Origin of the sequence: Paracoccus tegillarcae, assembly GCF_002847305.1 — a bacterium.
In the GTDB taxonomy this organism is placed as follows: domain Bacteria; phylum Pseudomonadota; class Alphaproteobacteria; order Rhodobacterales; family Rhodobacteraceae; genus Paracoccus; species Paracoccus tegillarcae.
In genome coordinates this window covers 2,966,668-2,986,977 of sequence record NZ_CP025408.1, presented here as the reverse complement: position 1 = coordinate 2,986,977, position 20,310 = coordinate 2,966,668, and the positions used below count along the sequence as shown (strand labels likewise).

The 20,310-nt window shown below is 58.3% G+C and carries 15 protein-coding genes and 1 tRNA gene; 8 read left to right on the top strand and 8 right to left on the bottom strand.

What is annotated here, in order from left to right; translation table 11 throughout:
* Positions 1-44 precede the first annotated feature (44 nt).
* From CUV01_RS14465 to kdsA, 3 genes are read left to right on the top strand one after another with little or no spacing between them, the layout of a single operon-like run.
* On the top strand, positions 45-698 hold the full coding sequence (locus CUV01_RS14465) for an ABC transporter ATP-binding protein (RefSeq protein ID WP_101461092.1): 654 nt from the start codon (positions 45-47) through the stop codon (positions 696-698).
* Entirely contained in the window at positions 682-2,598 is a 1,917-nt protein-coding gene (locus CUV01_RS14460) for a KpsE/RkpR family capsule polysaccharide export protein (RefSeq protein WP_101461091.1), read from the top strand. The genes CUV01_RS14465 and CUV01_RS14460 overlap by 17 nt, the downstream gene beginning before the upstream one ends.
* On the top strand, positions 2,595-3,431 hold the full coding sequence (kdsA, locus tag CUV01_RS14455) for a 3-deoxy-8-phosphooctulonate synthase (RefSeq protein ID WP_101461090.1): 837 nt from the start codon (positions 2,595-2,597) through the stop codon (positions 3,429-3,431). The genes CUV01_RS14460 and kdsA overlap by 4 nt, the downstream gene beginning before the upstream one ends.
* Before the next feature lie 288 nt (positions 3,432-3,719).
* Here kdsA and CUV01_RS14450 read toward each other — a convergent pair whose 3' ends face one another.
* Positions 3,720-4,907, bottom strand: coding sequence for a BaiN/RdsA family NAD(P)/FAD-dependent oxidoreductase (locus tag CUV01_RS14450; RefSeq protein WP_101461089.1), 1,188 nt, complete (start codon positions 4,905-4,907; stop codon positions 3,720-3,722).
* Positions 4,908-4,999: 92 nt separating this feature from the next.
* Between CUV01_RS14450 and CUV01_RS14445 the strand changes: the two genes are divergently transcribed.
* Both CUV01_RS14445 and CUV01_RS14440 read left to right on the top strand, forming a co-directional pair.
* A tRNA-Gln gene (locus tag CUV01_RS14445) sits at positions 5,000-5,074 on the top strand.
* Positions 5,075-5,189: 115 nt separating this feature from the next.
* On the top strand, positions 5,190-6,707 hold the full coding sequence (locus CUV01_RS14440) for a site-specific integrase (protein WP_157994872.1): 1,518 nt from the start codon (positions 5,190-5,192) through the stop codon (positions 6,705-6,707).
* A 288-nt stretch (positions 6,708-6,995) separates the two neighbouring features.
* Here CUV01_RS14440 and repC read toward each other — a convergent pair whose 3' ends face one another.
* A complete protein-coding gene (gene repC, locus CUV01_RS14435) occupies positions 6,996-7,907 on the bottom strand; it encodes a replication protein C, IncQ-type (RefSeq protein WP_101461087.1) in 912 nt (303 codons plus the stop codon).
* Positions 7,904-8,803: a helicase RepA family protein gene (locus CUV01_RS14430; RefSeq protein ID WP_101461086.1), complete on the bottom strand. Its 900-nt coding sequence runs from the start codon at positions 8,801-8,803 to the stop codon at positions 7,904-7,906. The genes repC and CUV01_RS14430 overlap by 4 nt, the downstream gene beginning before the upstream one ends.
* A gap of 286 nt (positions 8,804-9,089) precedes the next feature.
* On the opposite strand from CUV01_RS14430, the gene CUV01_RS20135 reads away from it, so the two are divergent.
* The gene (locus CUV01_RS20135) at positions 9,090-9,722 is read left to right on the top strand and encodes a helix-turn-helix domain-containing protein (protein WP_232962272.1); all 633 of its coding nucleotides are present in this window, start codon (positions 9,090-9,092) and stop codon (positions 9,720-9,722) included.
* 148 nt (positions 9,723-9,870) lie between these two features.
* Here CUV01_RS20135 and CUV01_RS14420 read toward each other — a convergent pair whose 3' ends face one another.
* The 3 genes from CUV01_RS14420 to CUV01_RS14410 all read right to left on the bottom strand — a co-directional run bounded on the left by CUV01_RS14420 (position 9,871) and on the right by CUV01_RS14410 (position 12,811).
* Positions 9,871-10,905 (bottom strand): hypothetical protein, encoded by a 1,035-nt coding sequence (locus tag CUV01_RS14420; protein ID WP_157994871.1) that lies wholly within the window; start codon positions 10,903-10,905, stop codon positions 9,871-9,873.
* 180 nt (positions 10,906-11,085) lie between these two features.
* A complete protein-coding gene (locus CUV01_RS14415; protein ID WP_101461083.1) occupies positions 11,086-11,715 on the bottom strand; it encodes an MAE_28990/MAE_18760 family HEPN-like nuclease in 630 nt (209 codons plus the stop codon).
* Positions 11,708-12,811 (bottom strand): DUF262 domain-containing protein, encoded by a 1,104-nt coding sequence (locus CUV01_RS14410; RefSeq protein WP_101462118.1) that lies wholly within the window; start codon positions 12,809-12,811, stop codon positions 11,708-11,710. Before CUV01_RS14410 ends, CUV01_RS14415 begins: the two co-directional genes overlap by 8 nt.
* Before the next feature lie 432 nt (positions 12,812-13,243).
* On the opposite strand from CUV01_RS14410, the gene CUV01_RS14405 reads away from it, so the two are divergent.
* A complete protein-coding gene (locus CUV01_RS14405; protein WP_232962270.1) occupies positions 13,244-14,428 on the top strand; it encodes an efflux RND transporter periplasmic adaptor subunit in 1,185 nt (394 codons plus the stop codon).
* Between the two features lie 43 nt (positions 14,429-14,471).
* Positions 14,472-17,621 (top strand): efflux RND transporter permease subunit, encoded by a 3,150-nt coding sequence (locus CUV01_RS14400; protein ID WP_101461081.1) that lies wholly within the window; start codon positions 14,472-14,474, stop codon positions 17,619-17,621.
* 42 nt (positions 17,622-17,663) lie between these two features.
* On the opposite strand, the gene CUV01_RS14395 is transcribed toward CUV01_RS14400, so the two are convergent.
* On the bottom strand, positions 17,664-18,419 hold the full coding sequence (locus CUV01_RS14395; RefSeq protein ID WP_232962268.1) for a DUF1194 domain-containing protein: 756 nt from the start codon (positions 18,417-18,419) through the stop codon (positions 17,664-17,666).
* A 181-nt stretch (positions 18,420-18,600) separates the two neighbouring features.
* A complete protein-coding gene (locus CUV01_RS14390; protein ID WP_101462117.1) occupies positions 18,601-20,244 on the bottom strand; it encodes an ABC transporter ATP-binding protein in 1,644 nt (547 codons plus the stop codon).
* Between the last annotated feature and the right edge of the window lie 66 nt (positions 20,245-20,310).

The window sequence follows — 20,310 nt, the reverse complement described above, 5'->3', positions numbered from 1 at the left end:
AGATGCCCGGAACGGGATGCAAGGACGGAACGGACACCGCGCCAATGCTGGAATTTGATAATGTTTCCAAGTCTTTCTGGACCGGAAAACAACGCAAGGTCATACTTGACCAGGCATCCTTCAGGGTCGAACTGGGCAACTCGCTTGGTATTCTGGCACCAAATGGCACCGGCAAGACGACCCTTATCAACATGATGTGCGGATTGGAAAAGCCCGATGAGGGCGAGATTCGCAGCGATTGCCGCATCTCTTTCCCTTTGGGATTCATGGGCGGCGTCATCGCGCGACATTCAGCCAATGAAAATGCGCGCTATATTGCGCGCATCTATGGACTGGACCCCGATTATATCGAGGCATTCTGTCGCTGGCTGACGGATATCGGCGAATATTTCGACATGCCCATCGGGACTTATTCCACCGGCATGCGACAACGGTTCACCTTTTCACTGCTGTTGGCGCTGGAGTTCGACATCTATCTGATCGATGAAGGGATGCCGCAGACCACCGACGCAGAGTTCAATCGCAAGGCAGGCTCGGTTCTGCATGACCGGCTGCGCAACGCGACCGTGATCATCGTTTCGCACCAGCCCGGCACGATCGAAAAGTTTTGTCGTTCTGCCGCAACCATGCGAGACGGGAAACTGTATATGTTCGAGACACTTGACGAGGCGAAGCAGTATTATGACTACACCGCCTAGAGCCCGACGGTTTCATATCGACCGTGTCGGAACCGGGTTTGACGACAGGCGCAGCGGCCAGCCGTCTGCCGCTGAGCCTGCGCAAACCACGCAAGACGACACTGCAGGCGCCGGCGATCCGCCCAAGCCCGGCACGGCTGGTTCGACGCCGTTCAGCAGTTCCAGGATCGCTATTTCAGTGCGCAAGAAAAACCCGGACGAACCGGCAAATGATGTCGACACGCGCGGTGATGATGGTCGGATCCCCTCGGCCGAATCTCTGATGCAAAGCGGGCCGATTGATGACGGCTTTGGCGACCGCCGCTTTCCCACCGCAGAACCCGCCCCGCAGTCAGAGGGCGATCGGCCGGCAAACCAGGACGCCCCTGCGGCATCCGCGACCACAGCGGCGGCAGGCACAAGCAGCGACGACCACGCAGGCAAAATCGCGGCGATCAAGGCAGAAAACCTGACCGTTCGACAATTGCGCATTGCCCGCCGCATCGCCGCGCTGCACCAGATCGAGGTCGAAAGCGACGAAGAGGCGGTGTTGCTGCTGCGCGAACGCGGCATCGACCCATCGCATCGCACAGCGGTCGGCCGGGTCCTGTCGGCCGAGGGTGCGCGCGCTCAAGCCGCGCCGTCACCGAATGCGCCAACGGTTCTTTCACGCCCCTCGAACCTGCCCGCCGCACCCAAGGTGACCGCCCCCGCCCGGCCGGAGCCAAAAGAGAACAACGGCCTGCGCTCTCGCGAGGAGTTGACCGAGGACAAGCGCGCGGCAGAGATCTATCTCATCCAGCGAGATATCGCCCGCCGCCGCCGACGTCGCTTGGCCATGGTTTTCATTCGCCTGGCGTTCTTTGTGTTTCTGCCGACCGCAATCGCCGGTTGGTATTACTACACGCTGGCAACGCCGCTTTACGCAACCAAATCGCAATTCCAGATCCAGCAAGCCAATGGTGCCGGTGGCAGTGAAGCCGGCGGAATGTTGGCAGGCATGCAAATGGCAACCAACCCCGACTCGATCGCGGTGCAAAGCTATCTGACCTCGCGGGACGCCATGTTGCGGCTGGATCGGGACATGGGCTTCAAGCGGGCGTTTCAGGACCCGCTGATCGACCCCGTGCAACGTCTCAGTCCTGACGCCAGCAACGAAGCCGCCTATAAGGTATATCAGAAATCGGTCAAAATCGGCTACGACCCGACCGAAGGCATGATCAATATGGAAGTCATCGCCCCAGACCCACAGCTGAGCGAAGGATTCTCGCTGGCGCTGATCGAATATGCAGAAGGCCAGGTCGACCAGATGACCTCGCGCCTGCGCGATGACCAGATGACCGGTGCAATGGAATCCTATCAGGACGCCGAGCAAAAAGTGCTGGATGCGCAGCGTCAGGTCCAGAAATTGCAGCAGGAACTGGGTGTTCTGGACCCGGCGGCCGAGGGCGGCGTGGTCATGCAGCAGATCAGCCAGTTGGAGATACAGCTGAACACCAAAGAGCTGGAACTGGGCTCATTGTTGGCCAATCCACGTCCGCAACAAAGTCGCGTCGATGCGTTGAACGGCGAAATCGGCCGGCTGCAAGAGATGATTACCCAGACCCGACAGCAACTGACGCAGGGCAATGAGACGCGGTCGTCGCTGGCCGCGATCTCGGGCGAGTTGCGCATCGCCGAGGGTGACCTGTCGACCCGCCAGGAACTGCTGGCACAATCTGCCGCCCAGCTGGAAACGGCCAGAATCGAGGCAAACAAGCAGGTGCGCTATCTGTCGATGTCCGTTTCGCCTACCCCACCGGACGAACCCACATATCCAAAGGCGTTCCAGAATACACTGGTCGCCTTCCTTGTCTTTTCAGGAATTTACCTGATGATGTCACTGACAGCCTCCATCCTCCGCGAGCAGGTATCCTCATGACGAAAACCGTTCCCATTGGCGATTTCGAGGTCGGAAATGACCTGCCCCTGACCATCATCGCTGGCCCCTGCCAGTTGGAAACGCTGGACCACGCGCTGATGATCGCCGAAACCATGGCCAAGGCCTGTGCCGATGCCGGCGCGGGCTATGTGTTCAAAGCCAGTTATGACAAGGCGAACCGCACCTCTTTGACCGGCAAGCGTGGTGTGGGTATCGACGAGGGCCTGCAAATGCTGGCCACCATCCGCGACCGCATCGGATGCCCGGTAGTAACGGACGTGCACGACATCGATCAAGCCCGTGCGGCAGCGCAAGCGGTGGACATTATCCAGATCCCGGCCTTTCTTAGCCGCCAGACCGATCTGCTGCTGGCGGCAGGCGAAACCGGCGCGGTGGTCAACATCAAGAAAGGTCAGTTCCTCGCGCCGTGGGACATGTCCAATGTGGCCGACAAGGTCGCCTCGACCGGAAATGACAAGATCCTCCTCACCGAACGCGGCGCCAGCTTTGGCTATAACACGCTGGTCACAGACATGCGGTCGCTGCCGATCATGGCGAGGACCGGCTATCCGATCATCATGGATGCGACGCATTCGGTGCAACAGCCCGGTGGACAAGGCGGCAGTTCCGGCGGGCAGCGTGAATTCGCCCCGGTCATGGCGCGCGCGGCGGTCGCCCTTGGTGTTGCGGGGGTGTTTATCGAAACCCATGAAGACCCGGACAACGCGCCCTCTGACGGCCCGAACATGATCCCGCTGGACCGAATGCCCGCGCTGATCTCATCGCTGATGCAATTCGACGCCCTGGCCAAGGCCGATCCGGTGATGGGTTAGGCGGCCCGCAAAGGCCTGCCCAAAACCCGCGCCACCACTTCTGGTCCGCAGTTCGGGTGGTCCAGCAGCCTTTCGCCTAAGCTTTGATATTGCCGCAATCAAGCTTGGGGTGAAAGACAGCAACCTCATGCACATGGCGTAGCTGCGTTCCCGATCGATCCTCAGAGAAGACAGGAAAGGTTCTGGGGGCGCTCCGCCCATATCAAAGGCCCCTCGACGCTGCTGCGAGTGGCCGCGTCGGATACTTTACGCCAGACCTTCTTCGGGTGCGGCAATCACAGCTTTGGCTCAGGCGTCGGTCTGAAATGCGCGCCCTGCCGCATAGGCAGAGGCCCAGGCCCACTGGAAATTGTAGCCGCCCAGCCAGCCCGTGACATCGACGCATTCGCCAATGAAGAACAGCCCCGGCACGTCCCGCGCCTGCATGGTGCGCGCATCCAGATCTCGGGTATCGATGCCGCCCAGCGTCACTTCGGCGGTGCGATATCCTTCAGAGCCGACCGGGCGCAACCGCCAACGGTTCACGCGCGCGCCCAATCGGTCCAATGTCTTGTTGTTCTGATCGGCCAGCCGGGCGTCGGCCAGACCGACCTCGGCTGCAAGCGCATGCGCCAGACGCTCGGGCAGATCGCGGGCCAGTACCGTCGCAACCGCAACCCGGCCGCCCTGCCCCCGCCACTCCTTCAGCCGCGCAGTCATATCGACCCCCGGGGCCAGATCGATGACCAGATCATCGCCCGGCTGCCAATAGCTGGAGATCTGCAGGATCACCGGCCCCGACAGCCCGCGATGGGTAAACAGCAATGCATCGCGAAAGCGCCCGCCCCCATGCGCAATCTCGGCATCAACGGCAATGCCGGCCAGTGGGCGGCACAGATCCAGATCCTGCTCGGCGAATGTCAAGGGAACGAGGCCCGGTCGCGTTTCGACCACCCGCAGCCCGAACTGCGCTGCAATATCATAGGCGATGCCGGTGGCACCCATCTTGGGGATCGACTTGCCGCCGGTCGCAACCACGACCTGCCGCGCGGCGATCTGGCCCGCGGAACTGTCAACGACAAATCCCGCCTGGCCCCGGCTCACCCCCGTCACCGCGGTTCGCAACCGCAGATCAGCCTCACCCATGCGCTGCAACAGCATGTCGATGATCTGCGTGGCCTTCCCGTCGCAGAAAAGCTGCCCCATGGTCTTTTCGTGCCAGGCAATCCCGGCCCGATCGACCATATCGACGAAATCCCGGGCTGCAAAACCGGCCAATGCCGAGGCACAAAATCGTGGATTTTCCGACAAGAACCGGTCGCGTGCGGTCGCCAGATTGGTGAAGTTGCAGCGCCCGCCGCCCGAGATGCGGATTTTCTCTCCGGCGCGCGCGGCGTGTTCCAGAACGACCACCTTCAACCCGCGTGCGGCCGCCTCGCCAGCACAGAAAAGTCCGGCCGCGCCTCCGCCCAATATGACCACGTCTGCCTGCTCCATATGCTGCGCATACCCGCCGCCGGAAAGTTCGACAAGCGCCGGATTTTCGACTTGCAGCCCTCGTCACCGTTGGATAGACAGCGCCGCACAGTTGGGGCGTAGCCAAGTGGTAAGGCATCGGTTTTTGGTACCGTGTACCGTAGGTTCGAATCCTACCGCCCCAGCCAGACATCCTGAAAATCCCGTGAGTTCAGACGCCTTCCCGGTTTCGGGAAATGGTGACACGATGTCACTATTGTGACATGGGCAAACGCCTGCCGACCCCAGAAATCAGGGGGTGCGGTGGGCATCGCAAACTATGTCATCCGGCGGGGCCGGTTTTATGCCTGGCGTCGGATTTATCGCGGTAGAGCCGTTCAGGTTCCGCTGGCCACAACTGACCCCGTTCAAGCAAAACGACTTTCAGGAGTGGCTTCCGCGGTGGCTAACCATGGCTGGAATCTGCTTGACCGGGGCAAGACGGACCTGTTGTCTGTTCGGGATGCCATCACCACGGCAATCAGGCAGGAACGTGCCTTGATAGACTGTGAAGCCATCGGAAAAATGTCAGCAGAAACTCCGGGAGGGCGTGCTTTCTTCTTCTTCTTTAACCACGGCGACGCAGAAGACGACGAACCCAAACCTCGCAAGAAACAAAGCGAGCCGTCGAACAGCGGACCCGCGACCGCAAAAATCGAACCGCCCCCGGCTCGGCCCGTTCCTCCACGCCGGAAGCCCGCCCGAACGGCAACGGGCTTCTCGAGCCGGATAAGCGATATCGTTGCCCGTGTCACCGATACGCATGAGCGTTCGGGACGGGCGAACGCCAAGACGCTCACGCAAATGCGTGCGGTTGTTGATTTGTTCTGCGAAATCACCAGCGTGGATGACATACGAGATCTTCACCAACGCCACCTTGCCTATTTCGTTGCGACCCTCGACAAGCTACCGCCCGCTTACCGGCGTAGTGCCAAAGAGCGAGACAAGCCGATTTCCGAGATTATCGCAGAGGCCGAGGCTTCCGGCGCGTCTGTCGGGCTTTCCGTCGCCACCATCAACCGCAATATTGTCCACCTTGGCAAAGTTGTGAAAGCAGCGCGGGCGGAGGGCATCACGGTGGACGCAACCGTCAATCCGTCGCTTCTTCGCCGTTACTTGAAACGGACCGCCAAAGAGGAGAGGGAACCGTTCACGCCCGACGATGTTACCCGCATCTTCTCGGCTCCAGCTTGGCAAGGCTGTAAGAGCGTCAAGCGTCGCCGTGAGCCGGGTGAAGTGATTGTGAAGGATTGGCTCTATTGGGTGCCTCTTATCGCCGTATATAGCGGGGCCCGGCGTGAGGAGATTTGCGGGCTTGAAACGGCTGACGTCAGTGCTATTGACGGCATCCCCGTCCTTCATATCCGCCCGAATGCCCGACGCGGGCTCAAGAACCCGCAGTCAGAACGGATTGTTCCTGTTCATCCGCATCTGGTGGAACTCGGCTTTCTCGATTTCGCGGACAAGCAACGCGAGGCAGGGCATAGCGACCTTTTCAATGACCTGCGACGCAAGAGCTCCGCTTCACAAATCGGCGACTCGATGGACTACCTCTGGCGGAACATCCAAAGCGACCGCCTCGGGTCCCAGCCGAAGAAGTCATTCCATTCCTTCCGCCACTACGCTGTCCAAGGGCTTCGTGCCGAATCCAATGTTGAAAAACATGTCCGGGCGGAGCTCTTTGGTCACCTTGTCGGTGACATTGAGGATGACCGTTACGGCGGGCGAGCTCCTATTGCTTCCCTTCGTTCCGCCGTCGAGGCGTTGCCCAGAGTCATGTAATAATGTGAATGCGAAGCAGATTATGTCAGCACTTGCTGATGCTCATTTTTTTGAGAACTTCGACGTCAATGCTTCAAGTATTGATGTCGGCGTCCGAGGGGTTTGTCCCCTCTATACTAATCTAAATCTTTTGGAAGATTTAGATTAGTATAGGGCGAAAATGAGACGCGTGATATTATCAATATTATTCATTGCGTTATCATAAAATATTACCGTGAACCCGTTCACAAAGAGACGCAGTTCTGTTCACGATTGAACGCGGATGCGTTCATTAAAGAACGCATTCTATTATCCTTCCAGAACTGGCACTGGTGCCATGTTGCCAGCTCTTAATGCGGGTCGGGTGATTTTCCAGATGTCCCTACGCACTTTATTTACGCCCCAACCCAATCCCTCAACCTCCTTCAAGGCGACAAGCAGGGCCTGCTTGCGACGCCGGTATGTTGACGCTGTATTGGCGTCATCCGGCCAGATATATCCCATGAGCTTCTTTAGTCCGATGTCCAAACTCCTCCCGCAATCGACTCTTCCACACAAATGGAAGTGTATCAGAGTAGCAGGGTCTGACTTGAGAGCTTTCATTTCATCGAGACTCAAGCGGGCATATCGACCGCCTTCAAAAAAGACTTCGGATAGGACAGGGTTCAAGGCTACTTTAAACTCTCCGGATTTTGCTTCGGAAGCATATTGTGTCATGAAGTGCGTGATGAATCTCTTTGAATCTTTTTCAAACAGAACCGCCACGCAGGACATGCGTTCAATACTATCCCTAACCCGTTTCAAAGAGGTCCCACCTTCGCCCAGGCCTGCCAGTCGGGCAACTTTTCGAAGCGTGGCCCTTGTGACAACGGCATGTGGTCTTTGGCCAGGGCTACGGTCCTGGTCCATATCGAGTGCGTAAAGTTGTCGGAACGCCTCAGCAGGCGATGAGGCATCATCTCCCGCCGGTTCCATCAGTTCGTTCCCAAATGGCCCTGACAGTGCGACCAGAGCTTGGAGGACCTTCAAATCAATCGCACCCAATGGCTCGAAACCTCTGAACTCAACCCGACGGCCCTCATTGTCGTAGCTGACATCAAGCTTCAATCGCCTGCGGTCCCCTGGTGCCAGACTGCGGAAAAGCCCGGAAGTTAGGGCATGCGAATAGTGAACGCGGGCATGGTCGATGAACGTAATGTCGGTATCCGGGAGGTAGCTCATTGCTCAATCTCCCGACGGCGACGCCCGGCGGTTCTGCTGTCTGGCTTGACGGCAGGGATTTCGGCCTTCGGGAGTAAAATCCCGCCTTTCCCCCTTTCCAGCCACTTATCTGGCATTGGCGGGCCGAAGTTGGTCTTTGCCTGGACCAGTTTGATGAACCTTTTCCGCGTTGCCAAATCGAGCTTTGCTTTTGTCGCTTCCGCTTCCGACATGACGCAGAGGTTCATCTGACCACCCCTGATATTATCCACCAGAACCGACGAGCCCCGGCTTGCCTGCTGTTCGCCACCGCCCCCATTGAGGGACGCACTTTTGGCAGTGTGATGAAGAAACAGAATGGAGGCCCCGGTTTTCGAACATATACATTCAAGGACGCCCAGAAGCTCGGCCATTGGACCGCCGGCGTTTTCGTCTGCTGTGTGGAAGCGTCGAAGTGTATCGAGGATAATCAGGCGGGAGCCTTCTGCGAGGCGTATAATCGCCTCTGCTGTCTCTGGCTTCATGATGTCAGTCGGAACACCCATGAGCGGGCGGACTGTCAGATTATCTGCGACAGCTTCACGGCCTTCCGGTGTCAGATGTTGGCCAAGTTGGTGAAGTCGATGCTGAACGGCTTCCGTCGGGTCCTCGGCGGGCAAGTATAAAACAGGCCCCGTCTTGCCGACGCCAATTTCAAGCAAATCAGGGCCACCAGCAACCGCTGATGCGATTTCAAGAGCAAGCCAGGACTTACCAACGCCACCCTGTGCGACAATACTACCGACCGTTCCGGCTGTCATGCCCGGCAATACAAAGTCCAGTTCTGGCGGTATATTCGAAAATGATGCTAAAACATCTATTGGCTGTGCGTCATTATAAATAATATCAAAAATACATTGTGAGTTTTTAAAGTTCATCTAACCCTCCATATCTGAAACCACCGAGGGCTAATGTCCCAGAAAAAAATATTTTCAAGGTTTTGGCGAAATATTTTTGAAAATACACCTCCTCCCATTGAAAATATTGAGGGAGAGAATATTTAGGTATAGCGACAGCGGGTATTATTTACCTACTCCATCAGGAAACCACAGCACAAACGCTGTCGCCTGTTGCCTTAAAGGCAGAAAAGCCCCGCTTCGGCGGGGCTTTTTCCAATGATGCTATTGCTGACGGAGGTTACGTCTTTCGATACCAACGGTCTTCTTGCCCGTTGTTGAAAATAAGTCCGATATTTTTAAGGAACAAGGGGAGCCAGGTAATCCCAAGGACCATCGACAGAACAAGCGGCCCCCCCTCGTTCCTGAAAATGCCAATCATCAAACTGATGACGATTACCATCGCCCACCCGCCAAGCAGAACGCGAATGAAAGCGACATACCCACTCCCGCGAACGTTTCCGTGCGTGTCTGCTCCAGCCCCCCTCACAGCCTGGCAGTTTGGGCAGACGGTGGCATGTGCTTTCAGGGCGCTCGCACAGAACGGGCATTCAATCATCGCGTCTTCACTCATGACAGTTCCTTTCTTTACGCTCGACATCAAAAATTCACAGAATACTTCATAGCGCAAGAGGGATTTTTCCTGCGTGTCGGATCGATTACCGAACCCGACACAACGATTCTCAACGCTTTTGCGAAAGTCTTGCGGGACCGCCGAAGAGAGGCGGGGCTCTCACAGGAGGAACTTGCCCATCGGGCCGGGTTGAGCATGCGTTATGTCTCGCTTCTGGAAAGCCGGAGACACCAGCCAAGCCTGGCCACGCTTCATGCCCTCGCGGGGTCTTTGGGCGTATCTCTTACAGTATTGGTTCAAGAAGTAGAAAATCAGATGAAATCCTGATGATGGCCTGGCCGTGACATTCTACTTGGAACGGCCCTGCGTGCCGTCGCTGGTGATGTCTTCGTTCCTTGTTGACTGCGACATCACCAGCGACCGGGGACACCCCGGACCCCGACCGCAAGCAAAGGTCACATGAACCCTTGTTACCTTAAAGACTCGGTCCATCTGCCTCGGGTCTCGCGACCTCGGGCAACGGCCTCACATGATGCGGTTCATTCACCATCCGCTCAATCATTGACCTGACCCCAGATTCTTTTTTCTTACTGGCAAAAGGGCGAGCGAGGTTCATCAGGGTATTCCCTGCCATGCGGGCAGGTTTGGACAGGTCAGGACGGTTCAGAAGCGTTCGAGCCTGGTCAATCAGGTTTAGCAGTTGCCGTCTCAACGCCCGCACCTCTTTTCTTGCCCTTTCGACCTCACTCCAAGCTTCGGCAAGTTTCTTATCTCGCTTTTCTTCAACCATGCGGGCCTCTGCCTGTATCTGTTTTAGCCTCCATTCTTCGACCTCAAGCCGGTCCTTTGCCCGGCTGTCCTTCAGATTCCGAGGAGCAAGCTTCATCCCGTTCTCGCGTTCAAAAAACTCCGCGAACTCTTGTTGAAGTGCCATACCCACAGCTCTGGGCGATGTAATCGGCTTGACGGTTTCGGCACCGGTCATTCGCGTCTTGATATGGTCCTGGTGTTTCCGGGCGAGTTCTTCCCCGAACTTCGTCGCTGAAGTCCATAAGGTCGGTTCTCTCCGTCCCGATCTTGAAGGCTTCATATACCTCGGACAGGCAAACACATCGACGATGGTTTCCCCAACCTCGTCCCTGTCAAGGCGGGCAGAGAAGACTGCCTGACCGCCATGGTTCTCATTGATGAACTTTACCGCTTGGCGGACCATCAGCTTCTCACGCCCGGCGCGGTCCCTTTTGGCGTATGGTGTGGGCCCCTCATCTGTGAGGACCTCTGGCGGGAAGCGGACGATGAAATGAAGCACCGGCTTCTTCGCCCCCTTATTCTGTCTTGCGCCGTCTGTATGCTCGATATAAAGGGCCACTAAATCGAGACCGCCCACATAGAGCGGTTTCTGGTCCCTGACCTGTCTCTGCCTTCCTATCCAATCCTCACGCTTTCCATGTTTCTCGGCCCTTGTCAGACCGGCCATGTCAACGGATTCACATCTTACTGACCCTTTCATTTCTTATTCCTCCTGGGAGCCGGTTAAAACAGTCAGGAGAAAATCCGAATAAATTTTTTGGCAAAGCCAAAACTCGCTTTGGGTTTAGGGTCCCGTCTGACGACCACCCCTAAACCGCTCACCCTGCCGGGAGCCAACTCCGTTGAGGTAAGTTCAGCCAAGTCAAGAATTTCTCTTCCGTCAAATTCTTTCCAGCATAGCGTATTGAAACCGGTCGGCGATCATTATGAGCAGAGAGGAAGCAAAGTCAACGTGAGCGCGTATATCCATGGCGGTTAGGTCAGGCGAATCTCCATGAGCTACAGCATGGCGCCAGCCGACCAACTCCTTATCAAGGCGATTCCGAACCGCCTGCATCGAAGACAGATCAAAGCTTAGGAGGGCGTAGTTCTCTGAAAGCCTCGAAAAATCCAAATTGGAGCGAGCTTCGACAGCTTTCGATTCAACCGAATCATAACCACATTCAATCTTTGAACGCAGCTTACCAACAAAATCATGACGTGACGCCGTTGAATGGTTCCTATTTCTCATACTTTCAAGGTCAGAATTCAGAGCACTAACCAGTAGCATCCAATCTTTGTCCCTGACCTTTCCGCCGGATTCAGTCAAGAACCGCAGGTAGGCACGAACACACTCGTTATAAAATCCCTCCCAACTGGCGTAGGTGAGAACCACAACCGCTTTCGACGCCACCCCATGAATATCATCTGCAACCAATGAAACAAATGACCTCTTTATCTCGGACAACTCCCTCGCACGGCGCACTCTTGCCAAGTCTATTTCGTCGAAAAAACTATCCAGCTTAGGCATTCGGATTGAACCAACGATCTCCGAACGGAATAGTTTTCTGCAATCGCACTGTGCCACGAAGTCCGGAAGCACTCATTTCAGGCACGCCGGGCTGCTGCCAAAAGGAATCGACTTTATCCTTGATATATTGGTCGATATTTGGCTGGGATGTAATTCTTACTTTATTTCGCCCAACCCCAACGGCAATAGCCTCAAGTGCTCGCAACGAAAACCTATTTGCAAAATCATCAGCCAGCCCATTTGGGGGCACAAGAGCGTTCTCACCCAACGCCCTGTAAAGCGCTTCCACAGTCCACGATATTGTTTCCATTACATCATCCACCTCTTTCTCGACCAATAGATCAACAATTTTTGAATCAAGAAACTCCTGAACATCAAAGCGACGGTCATATTCAGCGTATATATGAACTATCAGCCTGACCAAATAATCAATATCCTTCTGTTTGTTTATTTGCTCCTGACCCTTAATTTGGAATATCTTCTTAAAATCATCGCGCTTTGCAAAATCTCGAATTCTCTTCATAAACTCTGGATTCGCCAATACCATCGAGCAAGACCTCACCTCCTGCTCATTTGCGTAGGCACCACCCCGATTGAGGCGTTGAAAGAGATCGAATTTCGTCTTTGGGTCACTTGGATGTTTTAGTATCTGAAAATCAATTCGCGCGCGACGAAAAAATAATTGAAGAGATTTGTCTAACTGAATTTCGTCATCATTTTTTCGCTCCCAGACAGCCCCATCAAGTGATGGTAGGTATTTTGTCTTTTGAAGCGTGGATCGAAGGGCGCTCCCAGAATCTACATCTTTCAGAACTCCCATAAATTCGAGGATAGTGGATATCCGCTGGAGCCCATCAATCAGTTCCCAAGTGCCATACTGGTCCTCATAAACAAAAACTGGCGGAATAGGAATTCCGATCAGTATCGATTCGACGAGATTCGACTTCCGTTCGTTGGTCCAGCGAAAAAGTCGTTGAAAATCTGGAAGAATGTTCAGCTCTTCGGAGGCATACATGTTGCTCACTTCTCCGATGGTTATCTGAACGGTATCTGTATTGACCGCACGCTTTGCTTCATCGATTTCTTCTTTGAGCATTCTGAACTCCGCCATAGATCATGACCGTGACGATAGCGTCTTGTTGCGCACGCCGAAAGCGACAACGCATCGTTTGCGTCGTGGCCCGCGACCTGCTACATCATGTCCACTATGTGTCCTTCGGTCGGCAGGCCCGGACGGCATGAACAGGCACCTGATATCATGTGCTTTTCTTGGAAGTTAGCTGGGGCATCGACCGCCCCAGCCAGATCATCCATTTCACAGTGTTTGCCGCGCTAATTCCTGCCCTGCTATCTGGCGGCGATTGCAGCTTGCGCAGATTGCGCATAACGTGATTTTGAACACGCCCCCACCGCAGATCCTGCGACAGGACGGTCGTCCCCTTTTGTTGCGCCGACAGAGATCATGAAATATCTTTCTTTATTCGCAAGGACATGCCTTGTCGCCTCCGCCTTCGGCGCCAGTGTATCGATGGCGCAGCAGCCGGGTGGCGAGGCCCCGCCCCCAGCCGTGACCGTCGTGACGCTGCATGCCGAAGATGTCACCCTGACCGCGACGCTACCGGGGCGCGTGCTGGCCTCGGCCGAGGCAGAACTGCGCCCGCAGGTCAACGGCATCATCACGGAGCGCCTGTTCGACGAAGGCAGCGTTGTGGCCGAAGGTGACCCGCTTTACCGGATTGATCCGCGCACCTATGAGGCCGCCGTGGCGCAGGCCGATGCCGCTTTGGCGCAGGCGACTGCGCAGGCGGATTCGGCCAATCGAGATGCCGAGCGAGTGGCCGCGCTGCGCGACCGGCGGGTTGCCAGCGAGCAAACCCAGGACAGTGCAATCGCCGCCCGCGATGCCGCCAACGCGGCGGTCAAGTCAGCCGAGGCACAGCGCGACGTCGCCCAGCTTGACCTTGACCGCACGACCATCGAGGCACCTCTGGACGGGGTGATCGGGCTGGCGCAGACCTCGCAGGGGGCGTTGGTCACGGCTGGGCAGGCCGCACCGCTGGCCGTGATCCGCCGCATTGATCCGGTGCGGGTGGATGTAACGCAATCGGCAGCCGAGATCGTCCGCTGGCAACGTCAGGGCGCGCAGGCCGCGCTGCCCGACGGCGTCGACCGCACCGTGACATTGCAACTGGCCGACGGCACCGATTACGAGCATACCGGCTCTATCACCGCGGCCGAGCCGCATGTGGACGAAACCACCGGCGTCGTCACCCTGCGGATGGAATTCTCCAACCCTGACAATCTGTTGCTGCCCGGCATGTATGTGCTGGCCAATATCCCGCAGGCAGAGTTGCGCGACGTGATCCTTGCCCCGCAAGAGGGCGTGTCACGCGACCGGCGCGGTCGCCCGGTGGGCTATGTCGTCAACGCCGAGAATGTGGTCGAGGAACGGATGCTGGACATCGTGCAGGACCGCGGCAATCAATGGGTCGTTCGCGACGGGCTGGCCGAAGGCGACCGGCTGATCGTCGCGGGCTTCCAGCGGATTGGCGCAGGCATGCCGGTGACGCCCGAGGAACTGCAAGCGGCCCCAGCCGAAGCTGCGCCCGAGGCCGACGCAGCGCCCTCAGCAGAGGCTGCACCCGAAGGCGAGGCCCCCGCCGAGGATGCCGCCGCAGCCGAAGCACAGCCTGACAGCAGCGAAACCAACTGATACGCCGCCGCCTTAACCGACCCGGATCATCGAAAGATAAACCATGGCCCGTTTTTTCATCGATCGTCCGGTTTTTGCCTGGGTCATCTCGATCATCATCATGGGCATCGGCATTCTGTCGATCCTGTCGCTGCCGGTCGCGCAATATCCGCAAATCGCGCCGCCCTCGGTGACTGTCCGGGCTGTTTATCCCGGCGCCTCTGCCGATACCGTGTCCAACACCGTCACCCAGGTCATTGAACAACAGATGACCGGGCTGGACGGGCTGCGCTATATGTCCTCCAGTTCCAGTTCTGCTGGCAGTTCCTCGACCACGCTGACATTCGAGACCGGCACCGATGTCGATATCGCGCAGGTGCAGGTACAGAACAAGCTTGCGCAGGCGACCTCGCTTTTGCCGCAGCCGGTGCAGCGACAGGGTGTGACGGTCGAGAAATCCACATCGGGTTTTCTGATGGTGATCGGCCTGATCGGGGACGAGAATTACGACGAGACCGATCTGGCCGATTACATGGTCACCAATCTGGTCGACGATCTCAGCCGGATCGAGGGTATCGGCAGCGTGCAGGTCTTTGGCGCGCAATATGCCATGCGCATCTGGCTGGACCCCGCCAGACTGGCCGCCTATGAGATCGCGCCCTCGGATGTGGTTGCCGCCGTGTCCGCCCAGAATACGCAGATCTCTGCAGGCTCGTTTGGTGCGTTGCCTACCGTCGATGGCCAGCAGTTGAACGCCACCGTGACCGCGCAATCCCTGCTGTCGACGCCCGAGGAATTCCGCCAGATCGTCCTGCGCGCCGAGGAAAGCGGCGGTATGGTTCTGTTGCAGGATGTCGCGCGGGTCGAGATCGGATCAGAAAGCTATGTGGCCGAGGCGACCTATAACGGGCGCCCCTCATCGGGGATGGCGCTCAGCCTTGCGCCGGGCGCGAACGCGCTGGACACGGCTGAGCGGGTCAAGGAGCAGATGGACGAATTCGCCGAATTCTTCCCCGAGGGGGTCGAGCATGTGATCCCCTTCGACACCTCGCCCTTTGTCGAGATTTCGATCGAAGAGGTGGTCAAGACCCTGATCGAGGCGATCGTTCTGGTCTTCCTCGTCATGTTCATCTTCTTGCAGAACTGGCGGGCAACGCTGATCCCTACGCTTGCCGTTCCCATCGTGCTGCTGGGCACGTTCGGGATCATGGGTCTCTTTGGTTTCAGCATCAACACGTTGACCATGCTGGCCATGGTGCTGGCCATCGGCCTGTTGGTCGATGATGCCATTGTCGTGGTCGAGAACGTCGAACGGATCATGGAAGAAGAGGGGCTGTCGCCGCGCGACGCGACACGCAAATCCATGGGTCAGATCACCGGCGCGCTGATCGGCATCGCGCTGGTATTGTCGGCGGTTTTCGTGCCGATGGCCTTCTTTGGCGGATCGACCGGGGTGATCTATCAGCAATTTGCGATCACCATCGTCTCGGCCATGGGCCTGTCGGTCGTCGTCGCATTGACCCTGACGCCGGCGCTTTGCGCCTCGCTGCTGCGTCCGTCGCATGGCAAGAAGAACGGCTTTTTCCGCCTGTTCAACCGGGGCTTTGATGGCACGACCGATGGCTATGTCGGCCTCGTCGGCTGGATCGTGCGCCGCCCTTTGCGCACCCTTCTGATCTATGTCGGACTTGGCACCGTCATGGTGCTGCTGTTCCTGCGCACACCCGAAGGCTTTTTGCCCGACGAGGATCAGGGGATCATGTTCGTGCTGATCCAGGGCCCGACCGGCGCCACGACCGAGCGCACCACCGCCGTGCTGGATCAGGTCGAAGAGTATTTCCTGACGCAAGAGGCCGAGAACGTCGATTCCATGTTCGCGGTGGCCGGCTTCAGCTTTGCCGGGCAGGGTCAGAACGTCGGGATGGCCTTTGTGCGGATGAAGGATTGGTCCGCGCGCCTTCGCCCCGATCAATCCGTGCAGGCCGTGGCAGGCCGCGCCTTTCCTGCGCTGATGGGCATTCGCGACGCCATGGTGTTTCCAATCGTGCCCCCTTCTGTGATCGAACTGGGCAACGTCTCGGGCTTTGATTTCTTCCTGCAGGCGCGGGGCGGTCAGTCGAACGAACAACTTGTCGAGGCGCGCAACCAGTTGCTGGGAATGGCCGCGCAAAGCCCGCTGATCGCGCAGGCGCGCCCGTCGGGGCTGGAAGATGCGGCCCAGTTCCGCCTGAACATCGACTGGCGCAAGGCCGGCGCGATGGGCGTCAGCGCCACCGACGTCGCCAATCTGCTGCAAGTCGCCTGGACCGGTTCCTATGTAAACGACTTCGTCGATCGCGGTCGCATCAAGCGGGTGTACATTCAGGGCGAGGCCGACAGCCGCGCGGTTCCCTCTGACCTGGACAAATGGCGCGTCAAGAACAGCAGCGGCGGGCTGGTGCCTTTCTCCAATTTCGCCGAGGGCGAATGGACCTTTGGGCCGCAGGGTCTGAACCGCTATAACGGCGTGCCGGCGATGCAGATACAGGGCGGACCCGCGCCCGGCGTCAGTTCAGGCGACGCCATGGCCGAAATAGAGAACCTGGCCAGCCAGTTGCCCGCCGGCTTTGACGTGGCCTGGACCGGGCTTTCGCTGGAGGAACGCGATTCGGGCGATCAGACCACTTTGCTCTATGCTCTGTCGCTGGCCGCCGTATTCCTGTGTCTTGCGGCGCTGTATGAAAGCTGGTCCATCCCGCTGGCCGTCATTCTGGTCATGCCTATCGGGATACTGGGCGCGCTGATCGGGGCCTATCTGGGGCAGTTCGACAATGGCGTCTTCTTTCAGGTCGGTTTGCTGACGGTGATTGGACTGACAGGCAAGAACGCCATTCTGATCGTCGAATTCGCCCGCGAGCAATCGCAACAAGGTGTGCCGCTCTACCGCGCAGTGGTCGAGGCCGCGCGCCAGCGTTTCCGACCGATCATCATGACCTCGATTGCATTCTCTCTGGGTGTGCTGCCGCTGGTCTTGTCCTCGGGCGCAGGTGCCAATGGCCGCAACGCCATCGGTGCCACCGTGCTGGGCGGAACCCTGGCGGCCACGGCTCTTGGTATCCTCTTCGCGCCGCTCTTCTATGTGTTGATGCGCCGCCTGCTGGGCCGCAAAGACCTGTACGAGGACCCGGTTCCGCCAAGCGATTCAGACACCAGCGGCCGGTCTGCTACATCTTAAACCTGACGGGCTGGCACACCGCCCAAGGCAGAGATACGGACCTCAATCGCGGCCCAAATCGCGCTGACGTTCGGCCCGCATCTTCTCGCCGATCAGGCAATCAATGGGCATCCGGGCCTGCGCCTGGATCAGCCTCTCTGGCTGGGGTGGCTGTCTGCCCGCCAGTTCCAGAACCAGCTTCTGGCGCACGGCATTTGCAAATTGATCCCATGCGGTCACCGGGATCGCGAAAGCGCCCGGCCCCCCGATCACACAATCCGCGTAATAGGCATCCAGATTGGCGATCGTGCTCCAACGGCCAAAACCGAAAGCGGCCTCTCGGCGGCCGTTGGTCATCAGCGGCAGCCCGTTGATGGTGATGCCACGCATCAGGGCTGCATCGCGCGCCTCGGTAACGCCGCGCCCCTGATTGTTGGGACCATCGCCCGACACGTCGATCACGCGGCGCAATCCCGTATAGCCGTTCTGTTCAAACATCTCGGCCGAGAATGAGATCACCCCCGAAATCGACGTTCGCGAGGCGCTGCGCGGACTGCCCTGCTCGATGCGGTCGGCAAATCCATGGGCAGCATCGGCGCTGTCGATCAGCGTCCAGGGAATGATGATGTTCTGGATCGGCTCGCCCGCCCATTCCACATAGGTGATGGCCACCCTGCCCCAACCCCCGTGCATGATGGCGTCCTGCACATCCTTGCTGCGAAAGGCTGCCGCATAACCCTGCCGCTGGATCAGTTGCTCATCGGGGTCAATCGAGCGCGAGATATCGACGGCAATCACCAGTTCGGCGCCAACGCCCAATTCCGCCGGCTCTGTCTGAGCCGCCGCCGTTGCCAATCCCGCCCAGAGCATAACTGGGCAGACGCGCGCTATCCTTGCCGTGGGTCCCATGACTTCATTTTGCCATAAAACGGCCTTGGCCAGCCTCACGAAGCCTTTACCCGCGCTGGTTGATCCTGTTCAACCGCGTCAGGATGCGCCGTCAGGCGCCGATGCGGGCGGGGTTCATCGCGGCATCCAGCAGCGCACGGGTATAATCGTCGCGCGGTGCGTCGAAGACCGCAGCGGCGCTGCCTTGTTCCACCACTTCGCCCGCGCGCATGACCATGATCTGATGTGACATGGCACGCACGACGCGCAAATCATGACTGATGAACAGAAAGGCCAACCCGTATTTCCGCTGCAAACCACGCAGCAATTCCACGATCTGGACCTGCACCGTCATGTCCAGCGCCGAGGTCGGCTCATCCAGAACCACGGCCTTGGGACGCAGGATCATCGCCCGGGCGATGGCGATGCGCTGGCGCTGACCGCCGCTGAATTCATGCGGATAACGGTGCATCATCTGCGGGTTCAGCCCCACTTCGGTCATGATGTCCGAAACCATCTGCCGCTTGTCCGCGCCCGGCTCGACCCCGTGGACGCCCAGACCTTCTGCAATGATCTGCTCGACCGTCATCCGGGGCGACAGGCTGCCATAGGGATCCTGAAACACGATCTGCATGTCGCGACGCAGCCGGCGCAGCCGTTTGCTGGCCCAGCCCGATATATCCTGCCCCATGAAAACGATCGGCCCGTCACTGTCGATCAGCCGCATGATCGCCAGCGCCAGCGTCGTCTTGCCCGAACCGGATTCGCCCACGATCCCCAGCGTCTCGCCCGCGCGCACCGAAATGGTGGCGCCGTTCACCGCCTTTACATGGCCGACGGTGCGACGAAGAAAGCCGCGCTTGATCGGAAACCAGACCTTCAGATCATCCGTGCTGACGATTTCCTCAGCGCCCTCGACCAGCGGCTCGACGGTGCCGGTCGGCTCTGCCTCCAGCAGTTTGCGGGTATAGGGATGCTGTGGATTGGCAAAGATATCCTCGACCGGGCCTTGCTCGACGATCTCGCCATCTTTCATCACGCACACACGGTCGGCAATGCGGCGCACGATGCCAAGGTCGTGGCTGATGAACAGCATCGACAGGCCTTCGTCCCGCTTCAACTCGGCCAGCAGTTCAAGGATCTGGGCCTGAATCGTCACGTCCAGCGCGGTGGTCGGTTCATCCGCGATCAGCAGATCGGGACCGTTGGCCAGCGCCATGGCGATCATCACCCGCTGACGTTGGCCGCCCGACAGCTGATGCGGGTAATCGGCCAGCCGGGTTTCCGGGTCGCGAATGCCCACCTTGGTCAGCAGATCAACGATTTTCGCGCGCGATGCCTGACCTTTCAGCCCCTGATGCAGCGCCAGCGATTCGCTGAGCTGCTTTTCCAGCGTGTGCAGCGGGTTGAGCGAGGTCATCGGCTCTTGAAAGATAAAGCTGATGTCATTGCCGCGGATCTCGCGCAGCAAGGCATCCGAGGCGCCGACCATCTCGCGCCCCTCATACTGAACCGATCCCTTGACCACCGCCGCATCGCCCAGCAATTGCACGGTGCTGAGTGCGGTCACGGATTTGCCTGAACCGGATTCGCCGACCAGCGCGACGGTCTCGCCCCGGCTGATGTGAAAGTTGACGCCCTTGACCGCCGGAAACAGCTGACCCTCGCTGCGAAAGCTGATCTGCAGATCCCTAACCGCCAACACCGCATCCGAGGGCGCGGCGGCGATGGCATGGCCCTGCTCGTCGCCCGGCATACCGCGCGATGGATCATTGCTTTCAGCCACGGCTGCAGGTGCGCCGACGGCGGGGCTGACCGGGTT

Bases quoted from the DNA above. Each gene is read 5' to 3' on its own strand.
- CUV01_RS14415 (WP_101461083.1), bottom strand. From the start codon at position 11,715: ATGCCTAAGCTGGATAGTTTTTTCGACGAAATAGACTTGGCAAGAGTG.
- CUV01_RS14400 (WP_101461081.1), top strand. From the start codon at position 14,472: ATGGCCCGTTTTTTCATCGATCGTCCGGTTTTTGCCTGGGTCATCTCG.
- CUV01_RS14450 (WP_101461089.1), bottom strand. From the start codon at position 4,907: ATGGAGCAGGCAGACGTGGTCATATTGGGCGGAGGCGCGGCCGGACTT.
- repC (WP_101461087.1), bottom strand. From the start codon at position 7,907: ATGAGCTACCTCCCGGATACCGACATTACGTTCATCGACCATGCCCGC.
- kdsA (WP_101461090.1), top strand. From the start codon at position 2,595: ATGACGAAAACCGTTCCCATTGGCGATTTCGAGGTCGGAAATGACCTG.
- CUV01_RS14430 (WP_101461086.1), bottom strand. From the start codon at position 8,803: ATGAACTTTAAAAACTCACAATGTATTTTTGATATTATTTATAATGAC.
- CUV01_RS14410 (WP_101462118.1), bottom strand. From the start codon at position 12,811: ATGCTCAAAGAAGAAATCGATGAAGCAAAGCGTGCGGTCAATACAGAT.
- CUV01_RS14465 (WP_101461092.1), top strand. From the start codon at position 45: ATGCTGGAATTTGATAATGTTTCCAAGTCTTTCTGGACCGGAAAACAA.
- CUV01_RS14460 (WP_101461091.1), top strand. From the start codon at position 682: ATGACTACACCGCCTAGAGCCCGACGGTTTCATATCGACCGTGTCGGA.
- CUV01_RS14405 (WP_232962270.1), top strand. From the start codon at position 13,244: ATGGCGCAGCAGCCGGGTGGCGAGGCCCCGCCCCCAGCCGTGACCGTC.
- CUV01_RS14390 (WP_101462117.1), bottom strand. From the start codon at position 20,244: ATGCCGGGCGACGAGCAGGGCCATGCCATCGCCGCCGCGCCCTCGGAT.
- CUV01_RS14420 (WP_157994871.1), bottom strand. From the start codon at position 10,905: ATGAAAGGGTCAGTAAGATGTGAATCCGTTGACATGGCCGGTCTGACA.